A 23,703-nucleotide genomic window follows, 5' to 3' on the forward strand; every position below is an offset into this window, starting at 1 on the left:
TTCCGGCATGACCACCGGGGTGGCTGTATTCATTGTTCGCTCGCTCATGACAGCTCTCCTTCGAGCCGGTCCGGTGTCGCCACGACGACCGCGTCGAGCGCGATCAGGCCGGTCGTGATCAGCCGTAGGGGATTGATTTCGATATCGGCGATGTCCGGATGGTCGGTGAGGTACCGCACGAGAGTGACTGTGCTGCGGGCGAATTCGCCGCGGTCGAGGACCGGTCCAGCGCGCCAACCGTCCAGCAGGGGCGCGCACTGCAGATCGTCGAGCATCGCGGCCGCGCCGGCCGGGGTGACCTGGTGGCTGCGGATGGCCACATCGCCGATCGCCTCGGCCGTGGTGCCGCCGAGCCCGGCGACCACGATCGGACCGAATACCGGGTCGCGGCGGACGCCGAGCAGTAGATCGACGCCGGTGTCGGCCATGCTCTCCACCAGGTAGGCGGGGGCGCCGATCGTATCGAGAGCGTCCAAGGCGGTATCGAGTTCGGCGGCGGTGCGGATATTCAGGTGGACACCGCCGATCTCGGTCTTGTGCAGTACGGCGGGATCGAGCAGCTTCACCGCTACCGGTGTCGGCAGCTCCGTCAAGGCGCGGTGGGCCGTGTCCCGGTTGGCGCATACCCGCCGCGGCGGGGTGGTGAAGCCCAGCGTGTCGAGCAGATCTTTGGCCGTCGCTTCGTCGGCGGGAAAAGCGATGTCCGGCGAAATAGCGCGGGTGGGTAGCGTGGCCCCGCCGGATGGCTCGGTCGGTGTCGCGTCGGTTTCGGACCGCAGGTGTCGAGCGCGGGCGTCGGCAACAAGTGCCCGGATGCCGGTGGCCAGCGCGGTCGGGCCGGGCAGCACGGGCACAGCTGATTCCGCTGCTGCGGTGGCAGTTTCGGCGACGGCCCGGGCCGGGCCACCGACACCCAGCACGACCGGCAGCTGCTCGTGTACACCGGAGCGCCGGACGGCGTCGGCGAGGTCGATGGCGTCGGGTTCGGCGAGTGCGTAGACCGCCAGGGCATCGATATCGGGGTCGGCGGCGGTGGCTGCGAGTACGGCGTCGAAGGTCGGTCCCGGGCGCCCGGTATCGACGGGGTTCGCCTGGTAAGTCATCGGCGGCAGCAGCCGACTCAGGTGCTGCCGCGTCGATTCCGTGAGCGTCGGAACCCGAATCCCTTGTGCCAGCAGCTGATCGAGCACCATCAGCCCGGGGCCGGCCTGTGCGGTGACCACGCCGATGCCCGGGTCGGGTGCGGCGGGCAGCCGGCTGCGGCTCAGCACGGCCACCGCGTCGACGAGCTGCTGCTCCGAATCCACCACGACGGCACCGGCTTCCGCCAGCAGGGCGCGCGTGGTGCGCCACGACGTGGCCAGCGCGCCGGTGTGGGAGGCGGAGAAGGCGGATACATCGCTGCGGCCGACCACGAGAGCCACCACCGGTTTGTCCGCGGTGACCGCGCGTACCGCGGACAGCAGCGCCGCACCATCCTCGACCGACTCGATATGCAGTGCGACCGCGGTGATCGACGGGTCGGTGCGCAGGTATTCGAGCACGTCGACGTTGGTCACGTCCACGCAATTGCCCAGCCCCACTCCGAGTCCCACGCCGACCCCTTGCTCGGACAGCAGAAACGACAGTGCGTGATTCATGCCGCCGCTGGCCGCGACGACCGCCACCGAACCCGCGGCGATGTGCCGCACGGTCGGTACGAAACTCACGGTGGCCGCGCCGGGCCGGAAGAATCCGGAGGTATTCGGTCCGAGGAGCCGAATACCCGTGGCACCAACGATTTTCGCCAGTTCCTCCTGCAAAGCGACACCATCGCCGCCGACTTCGGCGAATCCGCCGGAGCAGATCACAGCGGCACCGACACCGCAGTCCGCGGCCGCACGCAAGGCGTCCGGGGTGGCGGCGGCGGGCACGCACAGCACCGCCAGATCAGCTGGGCTGTTATGGAATTCGGTGGCAGCACGCAGGGAGAGATACATGCCGTCACCCTCGGATCGGGGATTGATCCCGTAGACCGTATCGATCCCGGCACTACCCTGCGCGACGGCCGACAGCATGACCGACCCGAGCTTGCCGGGGGCGGCGGAGGCGCCGACGACCGCGACCGATGCCGGTCGGAACAGCCGATCGAGTCGCGACCGACCGACCGGTGAAGTACCGATGGAGGGGTGCGCCGCGGTCATCGAGCCACCTCGGCATCGGTCAGGACGCGGGCGGTCGCCTGCGAATCCGGTTCGAACGCAACGGCATCGGCGCGCCCGGACAGAATCAGCGTGGTCGCGCAGTCGCGTTCGTCGACCGCTCGGCGCGCCCGAATGGTGGCGGGCGTATCGACGACGATCGCCGGGATGCGGTGGTTCAAGCGCACATGCTCCGCGCACAGCACCCGCGACAGCGGGGTGCCGCCGCGGACGACAACCGCATCGGGTTGCGCCGCACACAGCTTGTCCAGTTCGGCGTGCACGTCGGGGGTGAGCGAGGTGGCGTCGGTGTCGGGAGCGACGACGAGCGGGACCGAGTCGCCACCGCCGGCCCATTCGCGGTGTGCGGCCAGTTCGGTGCTGCCGTCGCTGATCCGGAGGTGGCCTTCGGACTGTTCGGTCACGTGCAGCAGTCGGCCGACGGCGGTATGCGGGCCCAGTCGCAGCGGTGTATCCAGTGCGGACGCGCCATGTTCGGCGTGCCAGGCTTGCTCGGCGGCGGCGACGAATTCGCCATCACGTACCCGGATCTTCTCCGCCGAGATGGACCGGCTGAAGAAGTGGAATCCGAACTGCCACGGTTCGAAGGCGCGGTAGTACTGGCCGAAGTGGTCCCACCACGACAGGCTCGGCATCGAGGAACTCTGGATCTTCGCCACCTGCGGCCGCCGGACCTGCTGGAAACGGGCGAGTGCGCTCGCGAGGTCGCCGGGGGTCTCGGCGACCGAGTGGGCCAGCACCGCGGCATCCTCCATGGCCATCTTGGTGCCCGAACCGACCGAGAAGTGTGCGGTGTGCACGGCGTCGCCGAGCAGCACCACCGGGGTTCCGTTCGCACCGTTGGCGTGCCAGCGTTCGGTGCGGCGAGTGCGGAAATTGGCCCAGCGGGAGTTGTTGGCCACTAGTGGATGCCCGTCGATCCGGTCGGCGAAGAGCCGCTCCAGATACTGCTGGGTCGCCTCGTCCGATGGCCCGGGTGCGGTAGTGGTGTCGAACCCGTCGAGACCGGCACGGCGCCAAGTAGTTTCGTCTGTCTCGACGATGAAGGTGCTCAGGCCGGAGCCGATCGGGTATCCGTGTACGGCGAAGTTGCCGTGGGCGGACTGTGCGTGCAGGAAGGTCAGCCCGCGGAACTGGTAGGTGGTGCCGAACCAGATGAATTTGACCGCCGCCTGCTCGACCGAGTGTCCGAGCTCATCGATGAAGCGTTGTCGCACAGTCGAATTGGCGCCATCGGCGGCGACGATCAGGTCATAGTCGCCGCTCTTGTCCAGTTCGTCGACGTCCACCGTGGTCGAGAAGTGCAGTCGCGCACCCAGTTCGGTCGCGCGCCGCCGCAGTGCTTCCAGCAGCACCCGGCGGTGCACGGCCGACATACCGTTGCCGCCGGCGGCGACCACGGCGTTCTTCAGATGGACCTCGATGGCATCCCAGTGCCGTCCGTGGGCGGCGAGCGTATCGCGCAGCACCGGGTCCACGGCGTCCACATTGTCCAGCGTCGCGTCGGAGAACACGACCCCGAAGCCGAATACATCGGATTCGCTGTTGCGCTCGAAGACATCGATGACGGTCCCCGGCAGGGTGTGGGCGAGCGCGATGGCGGCGAACAGACCGCCCGGCCCGCCGCCGATGCACGCGACGCGCGGCGCTGCCGGCGCGGAAGCGGGGTATGGAGCTGACGGTGGCATCGGCGTCGGTCCTAACTGAACGTGTGTGGATCGCGGAAGAGGAGTGACGGCGAAAGTATGTAACAAAAATTACCAATAGGTCAAGAAAGTTGTTACATATCTACGAATCGAGCGTGGCCGCGACCGAGGCGACGAACGGCTCGGCCTCGGCGCGCAGCACGTCGTGGCATTCGGTGAACACCTCGTGTGCGGCGCGGCCGCGCCAACCTGGTGGGAGCAGCACCTCCGGCAAGTCCGGATCGCGGAACGGGTAGCGCCGGTAGTGCTGCACCAGCCGCATCTGCTCGACCAGTGCCGCATCGCCGCCGAGGCCGCGTCGGTAGCGGGCCAGCCTCGGCCGGAACTCTTCTATGAATGCCTGGTAATCGGCGCCGAGCTCGCTCAGGTCCCAGCAGCGCTGCGCGATCAATCGGTCATTGGCCGGGCCGATGGTCTTGCTGCGCACGAACAGAATTCGCAGCTCGTCGGCGCCGGTCAGCGCCTCGTGTAGCTGTTTTTCCCGGTCGTGTGGGGAGAACCAGGCTGGACCGCCGTAGGGCCCGAAGCCCCACCAGCTCAGCGCCTTCTCGATGCGTTTGCGCTGCTCGCGGTCCAGGCCGGACTCGTCGACGAGGGCTTGGGTCCAGGTCTGGTTCCACTCGTCGAAGTGCCGTTCGAAGATGCGGCTGCGGCCGTCGTCGAGTAGTCGCCAACTCTTGTCGTTGAGCTGGTAGGACACCTCGCGTCCGGACTTCGTCGAATCGAACCAGCCCTCCTTGCGTAATCGGGTCATCACTACCCGCACCGTGGCGGGTTCGACGTCGAGGACGCCCATCAACTCGGTGAGGACGCCGAGCTTGGCGATGCCTCCCGTGTAGCGGAAATACTCGCCGTACAGGTCGAATACCAGTGCTCGTGGCCGCATCGCACTCCTTCATGGCCGCAGTCGGCACAAATATGTGTCACTTCTCTTGACAGTCTATCCAATTATGTTACATAGTGACAGGGCTCACATATCTGTGATCGCCGAAACCTCGCCCTCGGCCCAGCATCGACCGGCGAGTTCGAACAAACCGGCCAGAGGACAGCATGCCCCGGGTTCGCCCCGCCGCGTGCCGCCCTGCCGTCACCACCTGAAGAAGGAGACAACGATGTCGCATACGTTCGTCCTCGTCCATGGCGCCTGCCATGCCGGATGGACCTGGCGGCCGGTGGCCGAGCACCTGCAGGCGAGCGGGCACATCGTGTACGCACCCACCCTGCCGGGCCTGAACACCGACGACCAGCGCGCGAACGTGCATCTCGCCGATACCGTCGACTATCTGGTCGACTATGTCGAGCGCGCCGACCTGCGCAATGTGATTCTCGTCGGACACAGCTGGGGTGGTTTCCCGGTGTCCGGGGCCGCCCCGCGGCTGGCCGACCGCATCTCTCGTCTGGTGTATTGGAGCGCCTTCGTGCCGCACAGCGGGGAAACACTGATCGACCTGTGTCCGCCCGCCTACGGTGAAATGTTCCGTGCTTCGGCCGCCGCGTCCTCGGACAATTCGGTGATGTTCCCGTTCGAGGTCTTCTGTGCGGCATTCATGCAGGACGCCTCGGCCGAAACGCAGAAGGTGTTCTACCCACTGTTGGAACGCCAGCCCTTCCACACCATGAACGAAGCTCTCGACATCGACGAATGGCAGCGGCTGCAGTTACCGTCGAGCTACATCCTGTCCAAGGATGACCTCGCCCTGCCGCCAGGTGAATTCGCCTGGGCGCCAAGGTTTCCGGAGCGCCTTCCGGCCGGTTCCCCACTGATCTACACCCCGGGCAGCCATGAATCGCAGCTCACCCAACCCGAAGCATTGGCCGAGGCGCTCATCCAGGCCGCAGCAGGGTAGACCGGCGATTCCTACCGCGGGCCATGGCGATCGCGGCAGGGCGTCCGGTGCTGCTGGCCGGGGCCATCGCGACGGCGGCAGATGCCGCTGTTGCGCTGGACGCGGGTGGCCGACTTGACTGGACACTCGGCGCAGACCGGCTGACGGGTCGTCCGGGTTGGCCGCCATTCCTACCCGAAGCTGTGTGGCACAGAGTTAAGGTGGCAGCGCGCTACATAGCCATGTTCCAGCAAACCTCGGACGGAGCGTTATGGGACACAGGACGAGTATTGCGGCGTGTGTTGCGGCCGCCGGTCTGTTGATCGTGACGGGCTGTGGAACGTCTACGGATTCCAGCGGAAATTCCGCGAGTGCGCAATCGACTGCGTCGGGAGTCTCGCACGCCGATCCCGCGTATGCCGCCGTCCTCGGGCCGGCGATAACCACGCTGATGCAGGACAACGCCATTCCGGGCGCAGTAGTGGTCGTCAAATCGGCAAAGCAAGGCAATTGGAGCGCGGCATTCGGTACCCGGAGTATCGACACGAGCAAGCCCATGTCGGTGGACGACTACTTCCGCGTCGGCAGTAACACCAAGACCATGACGTCGACGGTCATCCTGCAGTTGGTGCAGGATGGCAAGCTCGCACTCGACGATCCCATTGCCAAATACTGGCCGGGCGTGCCGAATGGCGACCGGATCACTATCGCACAGCTGTCCGAAATGCGAAGTGGTCTATACAGCTACACCTTCGACCCCCAGTTCAACGCCACGCTCGACAACGACCCAGAGAAGGTGTGGACGCCGGAGGAGTTGCTGGCGATCGCATTCGCGCATCCGGTCAACTTCCAACCCGGGGAGAAATTCGACTACAGCAATACCAATATCATCTTGCTCGGCCTGGTCATCGAGAAGGTCGCGAATATGAAGGTCGCCGAGAGTTTCCGGCAGCACATCTTCGAACCACTCGGCCTGAAACACACATCTCTCCCCGCGGCAACGGACTCCTCGATCCCCGATCCGCATCCGCAGGGCTATTCCTTCGGCACCAACGTCTCCACCATCGATACATTCACACTTCCTGCCGCGGAACAAGCCGCGGCCGTCGCGGGCACCCTGAAACCGAACAACGATACAAGCGCGAGCCCCTCGTGGGCGTGGACCGCCGGCGGTGCGATCTCCACGGCCGACGATCTGGCCACGTATGTGAAGGCGCTCGTCGGCGGCGGCCTGCTGGACGAGAAGATGCAGAAGACTCGCCTGGACAGCATTCAGCCGATCGATCCGGCCGACCCCGTGCACGCCGGATACGGTCTCGGCATTGCACGATTCGGTCCGCATGTCATCGGACACGACGGTCAGATCCCGGGATTCATGACGTTCATGGGCTACGACCCGGCATCGGACCTCACGATCGTGATTTGCACGAATCTCGCGGCGGTGCCGTCGGGTGAGGGGTCGGCCCTGGTGCTGCTCAAAGCCATGCTGCCGGTCTTCTATGGTGCCGATGCCCTGCCGGAGGCGAACACGAGCGTGAGCACGACTGCGCCGCCGAGTAACTCGGCCGAAACGACGACCCCCGGTCGATGACATCCGCCGCGGCGACGGATAGAACGACCACCCAGCAGATCGTGAGGTGATGCCGGATGGACAACGCCGAGGTACTCGTCGCGGGCGCCGGGCCGATCGGCCTGACCGCAGCGATCGAGTTGCGACGCAGGGGAATGTCGTGCCGGATCATCGACCCACTGACAGAACCGCTGCGGTGGTCGTCGGTGTTCCGGATCAGCCACCGCATCGTGGATTCCTACAGTCGCGGAACGGTTTTCGTCGCTGGTGACGCCGCGCACATCGATCCGCCGACCAGCGCGCAGGGTATGAATACAGGTATTCAGGACGCCCACATCCTCGCCCGGAGAGCGGGCGTTCCGCTGGACGAATTCACCGATCGACTGCCAGCGATACTCGGCTTGTCCACTGGCCGATTCACGGCCCGGGAGGAGGTCGCGGCCCTCGTGGCATTCCTCGCATCGGGCCGGGCGGCGAATATCAGCGGCGCAGACCTCGTCATCGACGGCGGAATGCTCGAGACAGTCTGAAGGCGGTCAACGCGTGTTTCGCGCAGCGAGTTGCTGCTCAGCCGACGGTGAAATCGTGGATGAGTTCGGCCAGTTCGATTGGGCGGTCGCCCTGTATCGAGTGTCCGGCGCCATCCACGATTTCGACCCGTGCTCGTGGTTGGCGGCGGAGCAGTTCGGCGATATCGGCGTCGTCCACGACCGGTGACTTGGATCCGCGTGCTAGTAGCAGGGGTGCCTGGATGGCGGAGACATCGTCCCATAGTGGGGTGAAGTCGATTTGGCCGTTGGAGGTGGGGCGGATTCGGTCGTAGCGCCAGATCCAGCGGCCGTCTTCGCGTTCTCGCGCGTTGTGCAGGATGCCGCGGCGCAGTGACTGGATCGATCGGCCCGGGTTGTGCGTTATGGTGCGGTCCAGGATCTCCTCGAAGGACGCGAAGTCCTTGGGGCCGTTGATGAACGCCGATATCGCGGCGGACTTGGCTTTGTCGGTGCCGGGGGTGACGTCGACGACGATCAGGCGGCGCACCAGGTTCGGGTAGTGGGCGGCTAGCCGCAGTGCGGTCAGTCCACCGAGCGACATGCCGACGACGGCAGTGGCCCGAGGAGCTAGTTGCTCGATGGCGATCGAGATTGCGTCGGCCAGCCGGACCGGTGTGTAGCGGTGATCGGCCCACCAGTCGGAAAGGCCGTGTCCGGGAAGGTCGATCGCGATGAGGGGCCGGTTCAGCGCCAGTGCGACGGTGTCCCAGGTGTGTGCGTTCTGCGCGCCGCCGTGCAGTAGCACCAGTTCGGGTTCGCCCGCACCCCAGCGCAGGGCGCTGATCCGCCGGTCGGGGGCGATCTCGACCGAGCAGCGTGTCACCTGCGGTGGCCCGGACCAGTGCAGTCCTGCCTCCGCCGCGTTCTCGGCGAACAACCCGAATTCGTCATAGTTCGACATCTATTCGATCATGGCGCCTGTCAGACTGAACGTAAAGTCTTAGTGTTCAACAGGGTCCCTTCGAACCCATACCACACGTTCCGCAGCTCGACCTGTGCGAACTCAGACCGTGAGGAAGGTGCGGGTTACCTCGTTGAAGTAGTCGGCGCGTTCCCACTGCACCCAGTGCCCGGCGTTCGCGGCGAGCAGCAGATCGCAGTTGGGCATGATGTCGGCCAACATCTTTGCGCCGCTCGGGCGGTTGACCTTGTCGGCGCTGCCCCAGATCACCAGGGTCGGCGTGGCCAGCTCGGCCAGCCGGCTGTCGCGGGTGAAATCCATCCGCCACAGGGTGCGCAGCGCGGTCGGTCCGGAGGGGCGGCGCAGTGGTGGGTTCGCCACGACCTCGGGGTCGATGCTCGCCTGGAAGCGGGTTTCGATGACCTCGGCGGGTACCGCGCTGCCGTCGAAGACGAGGTCTTCGCGGATGAAGGTTTCCAGCTTCTCGCGCGAGGGGCCCGAGCCGCCGTAGTACGCGAGCAGGTGTTGTAGCCCGGCGGTCGGCAGTGCGCGGGTGGTGCCGATTCCGCCGGGGCCCATCAAGACCATGCGGTCGACGCGATCGGGGGAGTCGAGAGCCAGTCGCAGCGCGCACGCGCCGCCGTAGGAGTTGCCGACCAGATGGGCCTTGCGGATGTCGAGTCGGTCGAGCAGGCCGCGAATGGCGTCGGCCAGATAGCCGAACGGGTCGTTCTGGTCGACACCTTTGCTGGACCGTCCGTAGCCGGGCAGGTCGGGCACGATCACGCGGAAGTTCTTCGCCAATTCCGCGATATTGCGGGAGTAGTTGGAGATTCCGGATGCGCCGGGTCCGCCACCGTGTAGAAGCAATACGGCCGGGCCTTCGCCGGTCTCGGCGTAGAAGATCCTCTTGCCGCGTACGTCGACCGTCTTTTCGATCATCGCCGGTGTGCTCATTTTCACTGCCCCTTGTCGGCGGTTTCGGTGAATCGTGTTGTTGGGTCGGGTATTTCGACTGCCACCGTGAGCCCCTTCGGCGGTGACGGCAACATCTCGTTCGCATCGGCGGCGGCATAGACGAATCCGTCGGGTCGCAGCGCCAGAACCGTCGCTTCGTGCTGGCGCATCCAGTCGACCAGGGTGTTGTCGGTGTCGACGACGGCTCCCTCGGATATCGCCGACCCCGCGGTGCGCAGCTGCATCGTCGGCACCCCGGCCGCGGTCCACTCGGGCCAGGCCCGATCCGGTCCGAGGTGGATCAGCAGCCACCTCGACCCGGTCACATCATCGAGTCGCTCACGATCGCCGACCTCGTCGAGCACCCAGGGCTGTGGTGGCAGATGTCCCACCGCCGCGTGCTTCGACGGGGAAAGGAATCCCTTCGGATAGTGCGCCGCTGGAAACCATTTGGCGCTGCGGAGGTAGTCGCCGACGAACGGAAGTCGCATGGCTATGCGGAAGGCGGCATTTCGCGCGGCGGTCACCGGTGGCCGCCGCTCGGTGATGACGCGACCGAAGAAGACGGCGGCCTTGGTCACTTCGCGCACATGCGGTTGACGCTCCACCTCGTAGCTGTCGAGCACGCTCGCGGGGAGCGAACCGGTGACCACTGCGGCGAGCTTCCAGCACAGATTCGCCACATCGCGGACCCCGGCGGCCATGCCCTGCCCGATCCACGGTGGCATGACATGTGCGGCGTCACCGGCCAGAAAGATTCGGCCCACCCGCCACCGATCGGCGAACCGGACATGATGGCGGTAGACGACCGCCCGCAGAATCTGGACCTCGTTCTCGGTGATGCCCTGGGCATTGAGCAGCCGCCATACGGCGGCGTCGGTGACGAGTTCTTTTTCGTCCTCACCGGGAAGTACCGGGAACTCCCAGCGGTGATGACCGAGTGGGGTGGGGCAATCCACGGCGGGCCGATCTGGATTGCAATGGAACCGGAGCCGATCGTGGGTCGGCCATTCGTTGATGACCTCGGTATCGATGACGACCCAGCGGTCCTCGTAGGTTTGACCCTCGAAACCGACCCCGAGCAGACCGCGGGTCGGGCTCGAGCCGCCGTCTGCGGCGATCACATACGACGCGCGAATGCGGTCGAAGGTGTCCGCGCGTAGGTCGGCGACGAGCAATTCGACGCCATGGTCGTCTTGACGGGTGCGCAGACATTCATGTTGCAGAAGGACTTTCACGTTCGGATACCGGTCGACACCGTCGCGCAGGACTTGCTCGAGCGCGGGCTGGTAAATGAACACCTGGGTGGGGTGGGCATTGCCGCGCGGTGCAGGCACGAAATTCAGGAACGAGCGCCCGGCGTCGTCGACGAACTCGAGCGGTTTGTCCGTCAGCATGTCTTGTTTGAGGTGTTCGGCCAAATCGAGCCGCTGCCAGATGCGGATGACTTCCTCGTCGGTCGCGATCGCCCTGGCCCGGCTGTAGATGGACTCGTCTCGTTCGATGACGACGACCTCGACGCCGAGTCGGCCGAGGAAGTTCGCGGCAGTCACGCCGGCCGGGCCGTAGCCGACGATCGCGACATCGTAGGAGTGCTGGACGGTCACGTCGAGACCTCTCGTCATTGGGGGTTTTCGACCCGAAGGGCAAATCCGGGGATTGTTCCCGCAGCGACGACTACAGTATGATGATTTCATCAGAACGTCAATGAATCATCAGAAATGCGGAGAGAGTCAGTGGCGGACGCCAGGACGTTGCTCGTGGAGGTCGGCCGCCGCGGCATGGTCGGTGGGCCGCCACCCTCGCCACGCCGCCGAACTCTCGCGATCGTGAGCACGGCGTCCTCGGTGACTTCGGCTTTCCCCGACGGCGGAGTCTTGCTCACGAGTTCCGTTTGTGCACGAATATCTGAATCCTACGTCGAGTTCAAGTAGGGTGCGGTCGGGCGGACCGCTCCGTGCGGCTCGCCGCCAGGGCTCGGAAGGAGATCTCGTGCAGGTTGTGGGTAAGACCGCGATAGTCACCGGAGGTGGCGGCGGCATCGGCGGTGCGATCGCGGTGGGCTTGGTCCGAGCCGGTGCGCGTGTTGTCGTCGCCGATCTGGACGCCGCGGCGGCCGCTGCGGTAGTCCGCGCGATCGAGGCCGACTATCCGGGCACCGCAATAGCCGCGGGAGCCGATGTGTCGGACACCGCGCAGATCGGTGCACTCATCGATCGTGCGGAAGCCGAGTTCGGGCCCGTGGATATGTATTTCGCCAATGCGGGCGTCGGCGGCGCGGTCGGACTGGGGGACAACGACCTGGAGTGGAATGTCGCGGTCGAGGTCAATGTCAACGCCCATGTGCGTGCGGCGCGCCTACTGATACCCGGGTGGCTGGCACGCGGCGAGGGCTATTTCATCAGCACCGCATCCGCGGCCGGGCTGCTGACGCAGATCGGGTCGGCGGCCTATTCGGTGACAAAACACGCCGCCGTCGGCTTTGCGGAGTGGCTTTCGGTGACCTATGGCGACCGGGGTGTGCGCGTCAGCTGCCTGTGTCCGATGGGTGTGGATACGAAACTGCTCTATGGCGGCGCGGAATCCGGCGATGCGCTGGGAATCGCGGCGACCCGGGCCGTGACCTCGGCCGGTGCGGTGCTCAGTCCGGCGGAGGTGGCCGATATCGTCCTGGCCGCGATCGCGGACGAGCGGTTCCTGATCCTGCCGCACGAGCAGGTGCTCGAGATGTACCGGCAGAAGGGCGCGGACTACGAACGATGGCTGAGTGGTATGCGGCGGTATCAGGCCCGGCTGCTCCGGGATGCGGAGTAGGCACATGATCGATACCGAGCCAGTTGGCATAGATCCGACCGCAGCCGGACGTTGGATCGAATCGTTGGGGATCCAGATCGCTGAGCCATTGCGATTCGAGCGGATCGGGTTGGGGCAATCCAACCTCACCTATCTGATTACCGATGGCGCACAGCGCAAATGGGTGCTGCGGCGGCCGCCGCTCGGTGAGTTGCTCGCCTCCGCCCACGATGTGGTGCGCGAGGCCAGAGTGCTCAGCGCACTGGCCGGTACGAGTGTTCCGGTGCCTCAGGTGATCGGCGTGTGCCGCGATGTGGCGGTCGCCGAAGCACCTGTCGTGTTGATGGAGTACGTCGACGGGCTGGTCGTCGACCGCTTCCCGGTAGCTGAGGCACTGTCGGCGTCGATGCGCCGATCGATCGGATTGTCCCTGGCGCGGACATTGGGGCGAGTGCACGACATCGATTTGGCGGCAACCGGACTGGTTGACCTGGCCAGCCACAAGCCCTATGCGCAGCGGCAATTGCGACGGTGGTCGGCCCAATGGGAGCGGTCCAAGACGCGGGAACTGCCACTGCTGGAAGGCCTTACGCGACGTTTGGCGGACGCGATTCCGGAGCAGACCGATGTGACGCTGGTGCATGGCGATTTTCACCTCCGCAACGTCATCGTTTCGCCCGATGCGGGTGATGTGGTGGCGGTACTGGACTGGGAGCTGTGCACACTCGGTGATCCGTTGGCCGACCTCGGCAGCCTGCTGGCGTACTGGCGCGAACCCGGGGAATCAACGCAGGGTGGACTCGCATTGTCGACGGTGCCGGGATTCCCGAGCCGTGCCGACCTCGTTCGGGCATACGTCGAGACCACTGGTCGCGATCCGTCCGCACTCGGCTACTGGCACGCGTTGGGCCTGTGGAAGCTGGCGATCATCGCTGAGGGGGTGCTGCGCAGGGCACTGGCCGAACCGCAGAACAAGGCGGCGTCGGGAACCCCGGTGATCGAGCAGATCGACGCGATCATCGACGACGCCGATGAGGTTGCGACCACTGCCGGCATCTGACCGCTTCGCGCCGCATATCGAACCCACTGCACACGCTGTCGGGCGGCCGCGTTCATAAAATTGAAGTTGACGGCGGATTCAAGTAGCGTGCGAGCTGGATCACGCGTCAGTCGAGGGAAGCGAGGAGTCCCATGTTCGAGCTGTCTGCCCGAGCCCGTCGGTATCAGGACGATCTACTCGCGTTCATGGAGGAGCGCATCTACCCCGCGGAGCCGATCTACGAGGCGCAGATGGCGGAGTCGGGTGACCCGCACTTCCATCCGCCGATCATCGAGGATCTGAAGACCGAAGCCCGCAAGCGCGGACTGTGGAATCTGTTTCATCCGCATCCGGAGTGGGGGCCGGGCCTGAACAACCTGGAATACGCACCGTTGGCCGAAATCATGGGCCGCAGTGCGCATTTGGCACCGGAGGCGACCAACTGCAATGCCCCGGACACCGGAAATATGGAGGTGCTGACGCTGTTCGGCACCGAGCAGCACAAGCAGGAATGGCTGCGGCCGCTACTCGATGGCGAGATCGCCTCGGCCTTCGCGATGACCGAGCCTGCGGTCGCCAGCTCCGATGCCACCAATATCCAGCTGCGGATGGTGCGCGACGGCGACGACTATGTCCTCAATGGCCGGAAGTGGTGGACCTCCAACGCATTACACAAGAACTGCAAGGTGCTCATCGTGATGGGCAAGACCGATCCGGACGGGCCGGTCCACCGTCAGCAGAGCATGATGGTCGTCCCGATCGACACCCCGGGCGTGACGGTGCTGCGCAACCTTCCGGTCTTCGGGTACCGGGATCGGGAGGGGCACGCGGAGGTGCTGTTCGAGGACGTCCGGGTGCCGCGCACCGCGCTGCTCGCGGGTGAAGGCGATGGGTTCATGATCAGCCAGGCCCGGCTGGGGCCGGGCCGGATCCATCACTGCATGCGGTCGATCGGCATGGCCGAGCGCGCCTTGGATCTGATGATCGATCGGGCTCAGTCCCGCACGACATTCGGCGAGCCCGTGGCGAATCGAGCCAATATCCAGGACTGGATCGCCGAATCGCGCATCGAGATCGAAATGGCCCGGCTGTTGACCCTGAAGGCGGCCTATCTGATGGACACCGTCGGAAATCAGAACGCGCGCACCGAGATCGCCGCGATCAAGGTCGCGGCGCCGCAGGTGGCGTTGAAGGTGATCGACCGGGCGATCCAGGTGCACGGCGGCGCGGGCGTCTCCGATGACTTCCCGCTCGCGAGTATGTACGCCCACCAGCGCACCCTGCGGCTGGCCGACGGACCGGACGAGGTGCACAAGCGCACCATCGCGCAGCGCGAGCTGCGGCGCCGAGATCCCGCCTGGGGCAAGCGCCCGGCGGCCGAGAAGGAGTCCAGATGACGAAAACCCAGCAGGTGCGGCTCGCGAAGCGACCATCGGGACTGTCCGATGCGGACACCTGGGAGGTGTCGACGCAGGAGCTGCCCGCCATCGCGGACGGGCAGATTCTGGTGCGGGTCGACTTCATCTCCGTCGACCCGGCCATGCGCGGCTGGCTGAACGACGTGCGATCCTATCTGCCGCCGGTCGGTATCGGCGAGATCATGCGAGCGCTGGATATCGCGACCGTCGTCGAATCGGCGCATCCGGATTTCGCTGTCGGCGACGCCGTCAGCGGCATGTTCGGCGTGTCCGAGTACGCGATCAGCGACGGCCACGGGGTGACCAAGGTGGATCTCGGCGTCGCGACGGGCCCGACCTGGTTGGGCGCGCTCGGGATGGCAGGGATGACAGCGTATTTCGGCCTGCTCGACGTAGGTAGGCTGCAGGCCGGGGAGACCGTGGTGGTTTCGGCGGCGGCCGGCGCCGTCGGCAGCGTTGCCGGCCAGATCGCGAAAGCCAAGGGCGCCACCGTCATCGGGATCGCGGGTGGCGCCGAGAAATGTCGCATGCTGACCGAGGAACTCGGCTTCGACGCGGCGATCGACTATCGCGGCGAGCATGTGCTGTCGCGATTGCGCGAGGTCGCCCCGGGTGGTGTCGATGTCTACTTCGACAATGTCGGTGGCGAAATCCTCGATGCCGCATTGGCCAATCTTCGCCGCGGCGCGCGAGTGGTGCTCTGCGGCGCGATCGCGTCGTACAACGACGACAAGCTGCCGACCGGCCCCTCCCGCTATATGTCGCTGCTGGTATTCCGGGCGTCCATGACGGGATTCGTGGTGATGGATTACGCCGATCGCTATCCAGAGGCTATCGCGCAGATCTCGCAGTGGCTGGCCGACGGCAGCATCATCAGCCGCGAACACGTCGTCGAGGGTGGTGTGGCTCGGTTCGGTGAAACCCTGAACATGCTGTTCGCCGGGGCGAATACCGGCAAACTCGTCCTGGCAGTCTGACACCGCTGACCTGATCGAGCATTGGTTTCCGAAACCGTTGGCGGAGTGGACGACTCCCGCGCGGAATCAGGTCGGGTCGGTCCAGGTGTCGTCGATGGGCCAACCGGCGGCCAGTAGGTGTTCGCGGACGCGGGCGATATCGGCTTCGAGTGGCATTTCGTCGGTCAGTTTGGTGATGACCACGCCGACGTCGGCCTTGTCGGGTGGGATGGCGCCCTGTCGGACGAGGGCGGAGGCGACTTCGCGGACGTCGTCCTCGGGGAGGCGGCGCGACAGCAAGGCGAGCAACGGTACGTAGTCCGTATCCGGCACGCCGTAGGGGTATCCGGCGCGCAACCAGCCGACGATCCTGGCGAGGAAATTGGATAGGGCCATGGAACTCCGGTTCTGCGGGAAGTGGTTCAGGCGTCGGAGGGGTGCGCGAGCGGCCAGCCGACGGCGGCGAGCCGGGCCGCGACCCGGTTCACATCGTCCTCGCCGGGCTTCTCGTGTGCGAGCTTGCTGATCGCGGCCTCGACCTGGCTTCGCTCGATCGTGCCGTCGGTGTTGTCGACCACCAGCTGTTCGACGATCTGGTTGACCTCGGGTTCGGTGAGTCTGCGGTGCAGTACCGCGAACAGGGCGACGTAGTCCTCCTGGGGCACGCCCTGCGGGTAGCCCGCGCGCAGCCAGTTCAGGACCGATTCGAGGAATGACGCATTCGATGTCATGAATTCACTTCTTGGGAGGTTTGGCGCCGAACAGCTGGATGTCGAAGGTGTGGCTGATGAAATCCTTTGCGATGTACAGGATTCCGATCATCACCGCGATGACGACGATCGCGAAGCAGAGGTATGCGACGGCCTGGGCGAGCGGATTGCGGGCGGGTGCGCCGTTTGCTGTTGCCGTTTCCAGCGACCAGAACCGGATGCCGACCGCGAAGATCAGCGGTAGTCCGGCCCCGAGCAGAACGGCGATCAGCGTGACTTCACCGAGTGACTTGGCGATGGCGTTGAACGTGTGCATGAACTCTCTCCTCAGACCCGCGCGCTGGTGGGGGCGTCGAGGTCGGACGGGGGAGTGAGACCGCCCTCCCACTTGTCGTTGACATTGGTGGTGTCCACCGGATCCTTCCGCGAGCGGAAGTACATGTAGGCCGACAGTGCGATCAGGATCGCGAAGTCGATCAGGACGCCGCCGAGGCCGCCGAACAGATCGGCGATCCACCAGCACAGCGCGCCGACGAGTCCCGCGAGCGGCAGTGTGAAGATCCACGCGACGGCCATCCGGCCCATTACGCCCCAGCGCACCTCGGCGCCCGGTTTGCCGAGTCCGGTGCCCAGGATCGAGCCGGTCGCGGTTTGCGTGGTCGAGAGCGGGAGGCCGAATTGCGCGGAGGTGAGAATGATCGCGGCGGAGGAGGATTCGGCCGCGAAGCCCTGCGGTGAGTCGATCTCCACCAGGCCCTTGCCCAGTGTTCGGATGATGCGCCAGCCGCCCAGGTAGGTGCCCGCGGCGATGGCGAGCGCGCAGCAGACCTTGACCCACAGCGGAATATCGTCGCTGTTGGTGAATGTGCCGTGCGCGACCAGGGCCATGAAGATGACGCCCATTGTCTTCTGTGCGTCGTTCGTGCCGTGTGCGAGCGAGACCAGCGACGCGGACCCGATCTGACCCCAGCGGAAACCGACCTTGACCTTGGCCTCGGCCGATCGCTGGGTGAGCTTGTAGATCAGATAGGTGCCCAGGCCCGCGACCAGCGCCGCGACGAACGGCGCCAGCAGCGCCGGGACGATGATTTTGCTGATGAGGCCGGTTTTCTCGTTGCCGGTCCAGATCACGCCGCTGGTGCCGAGGGCCGCCACGGCGGCGCCGATCAGGCCGCCGAACAAGGCGTGTGAGGAACTCGACGGAATGCCGAACAGCCACGTGAACAGGTTCCACAGGATGCCGCCGACCAGGCCTGCGAACACGATGTGCAGCAACTCCATGTGATGCACGTTGTTGATATTGAGCAGCCCGCCCGACACGGTCTTGGCGACCTCGACCGAGAGGAACGCGCCGACGAGGTTGAGCACCGCCGACAACCCCACCGCCACCCGGGGACTCAGCGCCCCGGTGGCAATCGACGTCGCCATGGCATTGGCGGTGTCATGGAAACCGTTGGTGAAATCGAAGGCCAAGGCCGTCACGATGACGATCAGAAGCACGATCAGTTCTGCGCTCACACCAGCATCTTCGTGCGCCCAGACGGCGGCTGGCTACCTCGCGGACGGCTGTTCATTCAGTATTCAACAAGACGGAAGGTTGTATCGCGGGCCGGTCGTGGTGGCCGTCTTGTTGGCGAACCACGTCTCGACATCGCGGTCTGCGCTGCCTATGTGGAAGGCTCAGTGGCTCAGGGGGATCCGGTGTTGCTGCCGTATAGATGACCCGACAGTATCGGCCGCTGAACATGTGACCAATCGGAAGATTTCGCGTATCCGCAGGACGGTCCGGACGTATTATCGGTAGTCTGCGGCGAAGTTACTGTCAGGGTGGGGTCGGGCTGCGAGCCCTTGCGTGCGTGGGTATCATCGAGGCATGCGCCCGAAACATATTGTGGTCGAGCATGTTTGGTGTACCTCGGTGGTCCCGGCACGCGTCTTGACCATGGCGCTACTCTAGGACCGCCGGATTCGGAACGCGTCGAGGCCGTAATGGCCTGCGGATCCTTGGGATTCGCGCCGATTCTGGCCTTCGCGTTGCAAGCGACACCAGCCCGAGTTCGACGATGCAGTCAGCTCGACCCAGTACTCAGCTCGACCAAGCACTCAGCTCGACCAAGCACTTAGCCAGCCTGGCCGGTAGTGGACCGACAAATCCGGACACTGCCGTATCCGCATGCGCGAAATGCCGTGCAGTCACGCGGATCTCGCCGTCACACTCTGTTCGTTCTTGGGAGCCATTTCATGACCACGTCAACGTCACTGGCGTACGCGACTACACTGCCGGTCGATATCGAAGGTACACGCGGGTGAAGCTACACTCGCCAGAGTTCGCGGCTGATCCGCACAGCGCCTATGGCGATTTGCGACGGCGCTGTGGTCCGGTGGCCCCGGTGGAGATCGCGGCCGGGGTGCCCGCGACATTGGTGCTCGGCTACCGCGAGGCTCTCCAGATCCTGTCGGACCCCTTTCATTTTCCGCCGGAACCGCTGGCCTGGCAGTCCACTGCCGGGACCGAATGCCCGGTACTGCCGATCATGGAGTGGTTGCCCAAGACGTCGAAGACGGCGGGGGAGAACCGGCACCGCTATCGCGGCGCTTACCTCGCCACGCTCGGCAATATTGATCTGTATGCGTTGCGCCGTGCGGTCGAACGCACGGCGATGCCGTTGATCAACAGTTTCTGCGAGGCGGGGTCGGCCGATCTGCTCACCCAGTACGCGATCCCGCTCACCGTGCGCGTGCTCAACGAGCTGCTCGGGTTCGCGCCGGAGGCGGGGGAGAAGGCATTCGCCGCGATGTCGGCGTTGCGCAACGCGACCGACGCGGCATCGGCCGAACTGGGCAACAAGATGTTCACCGAGGTGGTTTCGACGGTGATGGCGGCCAAGCGGGCCGCACCGGGCGCGGATGTGATGTCGTGGCTGTTGGAGCAGTCCGCCGATTTCGACGATGCGGAGATCGTGCAGGAGATGGCGGTCCTGTATGCGACGGGCACCGAACCGACGTGGAATCTGATCGCGAATACGCTGCTGTTGATGGTGACCGATGACGAGTTCCACGACGATTTGCTCGGCGGAGCGCTGTCGGTCCGCGATGCGATCGATGAGGTGTTGTTCACCGATCCGCCGCTGGCGAATTTCTGCTTCAGCTATCCGCGTCAGCCGCAAATAGTCGGCGAAACGTGGTTGCCGGTGCACCAGCCGGTCGTGATCAGCTTGGCGGCCTGCAATAACGATCCTGCGGCGGTGGCCGGTAACCGTACCGGAAATCGGTCGCATCTGGCGTGGGGTGCGGGCCCACATTCCTGCCCAGCCCAGTCGCTGGCGATGATCATCGTGCAAGAAGCGCTCGACCAGTTGCTCGATGCGCTACCGGATATCGAGTTGGCGGTGCCCGCCGAGCAACTGCAGTGGCGACCGGGCGGTGTCCACCGTGCGTTGTCGGTATTCCCGGTAGCCTTTCCCCCTTCCCCCCCTTTTACTTTCGGTTGAGTCATGGTGGGCGCACCTACCCATGATGGTTAGGCCACAAGTATTTTTCGCGCCAGTTCGCGTGCGTCGGCTGGATCGGCGGATCCCAGCACCGCCGCCGCGGCTTCGCGGCATGCGTCGAGGGTGACCGACGACAGCATTGCCCCGACCGCGGCGACGGCGGGCGCGGCCGAGGACAGTGAGCTCACACCCAAGCCGACCAGCACACAGGCGAGCAAGGGGTCTGCGGCGGCCTCACCGCAGACCCCGATGGGCTTGTCCATGGTGCGGCCCGCGGCCGCGGTGCGGGCGACCAGCGTCAGCACCGCGGGCTGCCACGGGTCGGTGAGCGCGGCCAGTTCGGGGGACATACGGTCGGCGGCCATCGTGTACTGGGCGAGGTCATTGGTGCCGATCGAGGCGAATTCGACGTGTTCGAGGATGGTTTCGGCGAGCAGCGCGGCCGCGGGCACCTCGATCATGACGCCGGGCACCAGGCCGCGCGAGCGCACCTTGTCGGCGAACGATTTCGTCTCGGCCGCGGTCGAGATCATCGGGGCCATCACCCACGGGACGACATCGCGTCCGGCCGCGGCCAATGCGATCGCGTCGAGCTGGCGGTCCAGGATTCCGCTGTCGCGCGCGGCGATCCGGATACCGCGCACACCGAGGGCGGGATTGGCCTCGTCGGGGTGTTCGGCGAACCGCAGCGGCTTATCCGATCCGGCGTCCAGCGTCCGGAGCACCACCTTGGCGTTCGGATACGCGTCGAGCACTTCGCGGTAGATCCGCGCCTGCTCCTCGACGGTCGGCTCGGATTCCCTTTCCAGGAAACACAATTCGGTGCGGAACAGGCCGATGCCCGCGGCCGCCGTGGCCTGGGCGGCGCGCGCGCCCGCTCCGTCCTGGACGTTCGCGAGCACGTCGACGCGGTGCCCGTCGGCGGTCGCGCCGGGCCCGCTCCACTCCGCGTTGCGCGCGGCGACGGCACGGTAGTCCGCGACGCGACGCGCGGCCGCGGCGGCATCCGGTGCGACGGTGACCGTCCCGGCCGAGCCGTCCACCAGCACCTGCGTCCCGGCGGGTACTTTGTCGAGCCCGTCGACGCCGACCACGCACGGAATGCCGAGCTGCCGCGCGATGATCGCGGTATGGCTGGTCGCGCCACCAAGTGAGGTGGCAAGCGCGATGACGAGTGCGGGATCGAGACCGGCCGTATCCGCGGGGGCGAGGTCCGCGGCGAGCAGGATCGAGGGCATTGCCGGAGTCGGGATGCCGGGTTCGGGCGCGCCGACGAGTTCGGCGACCACGCGATCACACACATCGCGCAGATCGGTGACGCGCTCGGCCATCAGCCCGCCGAGCTTGGCGAACATTACGGCGAACTGTTCGGTGGCCACGATCGCCGCCATGGTCGCCGGATCTCCCTCGGCGATGCGGCGTTGCGCGACCCCCAGCCAGCCGCGGTCACCGGCCATCGCGGCATTCGCGGCGAGCACCTCGGCGGCGGCTCCGCTCGAGGCGGCGGCCCGGTCACGCAATCGCTGGGCGACCGTGGCGGCAGCGGCGTGGAACGCGGTGAGCTCTGCGGCCCGATCGGACTCGGAAATCGGGCCTATTCGGGCATCGACATTCACCCGTGCGGTCGGGCGGATTGCCGGCGCGACAGCGATCCCCGGCACCGCGGGTGTGCCCCGCAATACTGTCTCAACCAGCTCGAACTGCTCCAATCCGGTCATTTGAAGATGCTCCTCCGCGCCTGTGCCGAGCGGCGTGACGTAACCGCCGTATTGCTATCACTGTGATCCAGACTACTCAAAACTCTTGACAAAGCAACATGATCAGGCATAAAACAACATGAAACAACATTGAGTCTGGAGGATCGGATGTACGCGGAGGAGCGGCAGCAGGCCATGGCCATGCTGATCGGGCAACGTGGCCGTATGTCGGTCGCCGACCTCGCGGAGCAATACGGCGTCACCACCGAGACGGTGCGCCGCGACTTGGCAGTACTTGACCGCATGGGGCTGATCCGGCGGGTGCACGGCGGCGCGGTGCCCGCGACCGCACTGACCGCGATCGAACTCGGCACCGTCGAGCGGGAACATACCCAGACCGCCGAGAAGGAACGAATCGCCAAGGCGGCCTTGGAATTTCTGCCGCCCACCGGTGGCAGCGTGCTGTTCGACGCAGGTACCACCACCGCGCGGATCGCCGCACTGCTGCCCGCCGATCGCGCACTGTTCGCCGTGACCAATTCGATCCCCGTCGCGGCCCGGCTCGGGACCAATACCGGGATCCATCTGCATCTGCTCGGCGGCCGGGTGCGCGGTGTCACGCAGGCCGCGGTCGGCGCCGAGGCGCTGCGACTGCTGGCCGATCTGCGGGTGGATGTCGCCTTCATCGGCACCAATGCCCTGACCACGGCGCACGGATTGTCGACGCCGGACTTCGACGAGGCGGCGGTCAAACGGGCCATGGTGGCCAGCGCGCATCGCGTGGTGGTGGTCGCCGATTCGACCAAGGTCGGCCGCGAGGATTTCGTGCGCTTCGCGAGCATCGACGAGATCGATGTGCTGGTCACCGATTCCGGCGTACCGCAGTCGGTGCGCAATGAGCTCGTCGACTGCGGGATCGAGGTGATCGAGGCATGATCGTCACGCTCACCGCGAATCCGAGCATCGATCGGACCGTATCGCTGCCCGAGCCGCTGCGTCGCGGGGCCGTACACCGTGCGTTGAGCGTGAGCAACCATCCGGGCGGTAAGGGCGTCAACGTCTCGCGCGTGGTCGCCGCCGCCGGTGCGGACACCGTCGCCGTGCTACCGGGCAATAGTGGTGATCCACTCCCGCGCGCACTCGCCGAGGCGGGGATCGACTATCGCATCGTGCCCGCGCCCGGTGCCGCGCGCGTGAACTTGACGCTGGCCGAAGCGGACGGCACCACCACGAAGATCAATGAGCCCGGCGCGCCGCTCACCGCGGAATGCCTGGGCGCGCTTGCTGATCTGCTGTGTGAGCTGGCCCCGGCCGCGTCCTGGGTGGTGCTGTCGGGATCATTGCCGCCGGCTGTGCCCGCCGACTGGTACGTCGAACTCGTCCGGCGCTTGCGTGGGGTCCGCGTCGCCGTCGATACCTCCGATGCGCCGCTGCGCGCGCTTGCCCGCGAATTCGATACCGCGGCACCGGAGTTGATCAAACCGAACGCCGAAGAATTGGCACAGCTCGGCGGCGGCGATCCGGCCGCGCTGGAAGATCCCGTCGCCGCGGCCCACGCCGCCACCGCGCTGGTCGACCGCGGTGTCGGCGCGGTTCTCGCCACACTGGGCGCCGCCGGCGCCGTATTGGTGACCGCGGACGGGGCATGGCATGCCGCGGCTCCCGCGATCACCCCGCGCAGCACCGTCGGTGCGGGTGATGCCGCGCTGGCCGGTTATCTGCTCGCCGATTCGGCCGGTGCCGCACCCGCCGAGCGGCTGCGCCGGGCCGTCGCCTACGGCAGTGCCGCGGCCGGGCTTCCCGGCACCGGGCTACCCGGTCCGCATCACACCGACCCCGACGCCGTAACCGTTACGGCACTCGATCTCCTGCCCCACCGCTGAAGGA

General features: G+C 66.0%; 20 protein-coding genes and 3 pseudogenes. 12 read left to right on the top strand and 11 right to left on the bottom strand.

Annotated elements, in window-relative coordinates; all coding sequences use genetic code 11:
- Positions 1 to 44 precede the first annotated feature (44 nt).
- From OG874_RS06760 to OG874_RS06770, 3 genes are all read right to left on the bottom strand, one after another.
- Positions 45 to 2,183, bottom strand: coding sequence for an acetate--CoA ligase family protein (locus OG874_RS06760; RefSeq protein WP_330254248.1), 2,139 nt, complete (start codon positions 2,181 to 2,183; stop codon positions 45 to 47).
- Positions 2,180 to 3,889 carry an FAD-dependent monooxygenase gene (locus tag OG874_RS06765; protein WP_330254249.1) on the bottom strand — a complete coding sequence of 570 codons (1,710 nt, stop codon included), beginning with the start codon at positions 3,887 to 3,889 and terminating at the stop codon, positions 2,180 to 2,182. Before OG874_RS06765 ends, OG874_RS06760 begins: the two co-directional genes overlap by 4 nt.
- A 100-nt stretch (positions 3,890 to 3,989) precedes the next feature.
- Positions 3,990 to 4,793 (bottom strand): PaaX family transcriptional regulator, encoded by an 804-nt coding sequence (locus OG874_RS06770; protein ID WP_330254250.1) that lies wholly within the window; start codon positions 4,791 to 4,793, stop codon positions 3,990 to 3,992.
- Positions 4,794 to 5,019: 226 nt separating this feature from the next.
- Between OG874_RS06770 and OG874_RS06775 the strand changes: the two genes are divergently transcribed.
- From OG874_RS06775 to OG874_RS44650, 5 genes and pseudogenes are all read left to right on the top strand, one after another.
- The gene (locus tag OG874_RS06775) at positions 5,020 to 5,754 is read left to right on the top strand and encodes an alpha/beta fold hydrolase (RefSeq protein WP_330254251.1); all 735 of its coding nucleotides are present in this window, start codon (positions 5,020 to 5,022) and stop codon (positions 5,752 to 5,754) included.
- A 430-nt stretch (positions 5,755 to 6,184) separates the two neighbouring features.
- Positions 6,185 to 7,324: a serine hydrolase domain-containing protein gene (locus OG874_RS06780; protein WP_330254252.1), complete on the top strand. Its 1,140-nt coding sequence runs from the start codon at positions 6,185 to 6,187 to the stop codon at positions 7,322 to 7,324.
- Positions 7,325 to 7,380: 56 nt separating this feature from the next.
- A pseudogene (locus OG874_RS06785) lies at positions 7,381 to 7,470 on the top strand (FAD-dependent monooxygenase); the annotation flags it as partial.
- Between the two features lie 24 nt (positions 7,471 to 7,494).
- A pseudogene (locus tag OG874_RS06790) lies at positions 7,495 to 7,648 on the top strand (FAD-dependent monooxygenase); the annotation flags it as partial.
- 74 nt (positions 7,649 to 7,722) lie between these two features.
- Positions 7,723 to 7,833, top strand: a pseudogene (locus OG874_RS44650) (SDR family oxidoreductase); the annotation flags it as partial.
- A gap of 37 nt (positions 7,834 to 7,870) precedes the next feature.
- On the opposite strand, the gene OG874_RS06795 reads toward OG874_RS44650, so the two are convergent.
- The 3 genes from OG874_RS06795 to OG874_RS06805 all read right to left on the bottom strand — a co-directional run bounded on the left by OG874_RS06795 (position 7,871) and on the right by OG874_RS06805 (position 11,337).
- Entirely contained in the window at positions 7,871 to 8,755 is an 885-nt protein-coding gene (locus OG874_RS06795) for an alpha/beta fold hydrolase (RefSeq protein WP_330254253.1), read from the bottom strand.
- A 102-nt stretch (positions 8,756 to 8,857) separates the two neighbouring features.
- Positions 8,858 to 9,712, bottom strand: coding sequence for an alpha/beta fold hydrolase (locus tag OG874_RS06800; protein WP_330254254.1), 855 nt, complete (start codon positions 9,710 to 9,712; stop codon positions 8,858 to 8,860).
- Between the two features lie 2 nt (positions 9,713 to 9,714).
- Positions 9,715 to 11,337 (bottom strand): bifunctional 3-(3-hydroxy-phenyl)propionate/3-hydroxycinnamic acid hydroxylase, encoded by a 1,623-nt coding sequence (locus OG874_RS06805; RefSeq protein WP_330254255.1) that lies wholly within the window; start codon positions 11,335 to 11,337, stop codon positions 9,715 to 9,717.
- Positions 11,338 to 11,704: 367 nt separating this feature from the next.
- Between OG874_RS06805 and OG874_RS06810 the strand changes: the two genes are divergently transcribed.
- The 4 genes from OG874_RS06810 (at position 11,705) to OG874_RS06825 (ending at position 15,939) form a co-directional block, all read left to right on the top strand.
- Complete coding sequence (locus tag OG874_RS06810; RefSeq protein ID WP_330254256.1) at positions 11,705 to 12,526, top strand: SDR family oxidoreductase; 822 nt, start codon at positions 11,705 to 11,707, stop codon at positions 12,524 to 12,526.
- Between the two features lie 4 nt (positions 12,527 to 12,530).
- A complete protein-coding gene (locus OG874_RS06815; protein ID WP_330254257.1) occupies positions 12,531 to 13,565 on the top strand; it encodes a phosphotransferase family protein in 1,035 nt (344 codons plus the stop codon).
- 131 nt (positions 13,566 to 13,696) lie between these two features.
- Positions 13,697 to 14,941, top strand: coding sequence for an acyl-CoA dehydrogenase family protein (locus OG874_RS06820; RefSeq protein WP_330254258.1), 1,245 nt, complete (start codon positions 13,697 to 13,699; stop codon positions 14,939 to 14,941).
- Positions 14,938 to 15,939: an NADP-dependent oxidoreductase gene (locus tag OG874_RS06825; protein WP_330254259.1), complete on the top strand. Its 1,002-nt coding sequence runs from the start codon at positions 14,938 to 14,940 to the stop codon at positions 15,937 to 15,939. The genes OG874_RS06820 and OG874_RS06825 overlap by 4 nt, the downstream gene beginning before the upstream one ends.
- A gap of 66 nt (positions 15,940 to 16,005) precedes the next feature.
- On the opposite strand, the gene OG874_RS06830 is transcribed toward OG874_RS06825, so the two are convergent.
- Genes OG874_RS06830 through OG874_RS06845 form a run of 4 tightly spaced genes read right to left on the bottom strand, consistent with a single transcriptional unit; the run spans position 16,006 to position 18,146 of the window.
- Positions 16,006 to 16,314 carry a DUF3349 domain-containing protein gene (locus OG874_RS06830; RefSeq protein ID WP_330254260.1) on the bottom strand — a complete coding sequence of 103 codons (309 nt, stop codon included), beginning with the start codon at positions 16,312 to 16,314 and terminating at the stop codon, positions 16,006 to 16,008.
- A 26-nt stretch (positions 16,315 to 16,340) separates the two neighbouring features.
- Positions 16,341 to 16,649 (bottom strand): DUF3349 domain-containing protein, encoded by a 309-nt coding sequence (locus tag OG874_RS06835; protein WP_330254261.1) that lies wholly within the window; start codon positions 16,647 to 16,649, stop codon positions 16,341 to 16,343.
- Positions 16,650 to 16,653: 4 nt separating this feature from the next.
- Positions 16,654 to 16,944: a hypothetical protein gene (locus OG874_RS06840; protein ID WP_330254262.1), complete on the bottom strand. Its 291-nt coding sequence runs from the start codon at positions 16,942 to 16,944 to the stop codon at positions 16,654 to 16,656.
- A gap of 11 nt (positions 16,945 to 16,955) precedes the next feature.
- Positions 16,956 to 18,146, bottom strand: coding sequence for an inorganic phosphate transporter (locus tag OG874_RS06845; RefSeq protein WP_330254263.1), 1,191 nt, complete (start codon positions 18,144 to 18,146; stop codon positions 16,956 to 16,958).
- Between the two features lie 788 nt (positions 18,147 to 18,934).
- On the opposite strand from OG874_RS06845, the gene OG874_RS06850 reads away from it, so the two are divergent.
- The gene (locus OG874_RS06850; protein WP_330254264.1) at positions 18,935 to 20,119 is read left to right on the top strand and encodes a cytochrome P450; all 1,185 of its coding nucleotides are present in this window, start codon (positions 18,935 to 18,937) and stop codon (positions 20,117 to 20,119) included.
- A 29-nt stretch (positions 20,120 to 20,148) separates the two neighbouring features.
- Here OG874_RS06850 and OG874_RS06855 read toward each other — a convergent pair whose 3' ends face one another.
- The gene (locus OG874_RS06855; RefSeq protein WP_330254265.1) at positions 20,149 to 21,837 is read right to left on the bottom strand and encodes a putative PEP-binding protein; all 1,689 of its coding nucleotides are present in this window, start codon (positions 21,835 to 21,837) and stop codon (positions 20,149 to 20,151) included.
- Between the two features lie 147 nt (positions 21,838 to 21,984).
- On the opposite strand from OG874_RS06855, the gene OG874_RS06860 reads away from it, so the two are divergent.
- Together OG874_RS06860 and OG874_RS06865 are read left to right on the top strand one after the other, a co-directional pair.
- Positions 21,985 to 22,752 (top strand): DeoR/GlpR family DNA-binding transcription regulator, encoded by a 768-nt coding sequence (locus OG874_RS06860; protein ID WP_330254266.1) that lies wholly within the window; start codon positions 21,985 to 21,987, stop codon positions 22,750 to 22,752.
- Entirely contained in the window at positions 22,749 to 23,699 is a 951-nt protein-coding gene (locus tag OG874_RS06865; protein ID WP_330254267.1) for a 1-phosphofructokinase family hexose kinase, read from the top strand. The genes OG874_RS06860 and OG874_RS06865 overlap by 4 nt, the downstream gene beginning before the upstream one ends.
- Positions 23,700 to 23,703 lie beyond the last annotated feature (4 nt).

This window comes from Nocardia sp. NBC_00565, from assembly GCF_036345915.1.
GTDB lineage: Bacteria > Actinomycetota > Actinomycetes > Mycobacteriales > Mycobacteriaceae > Nocardia.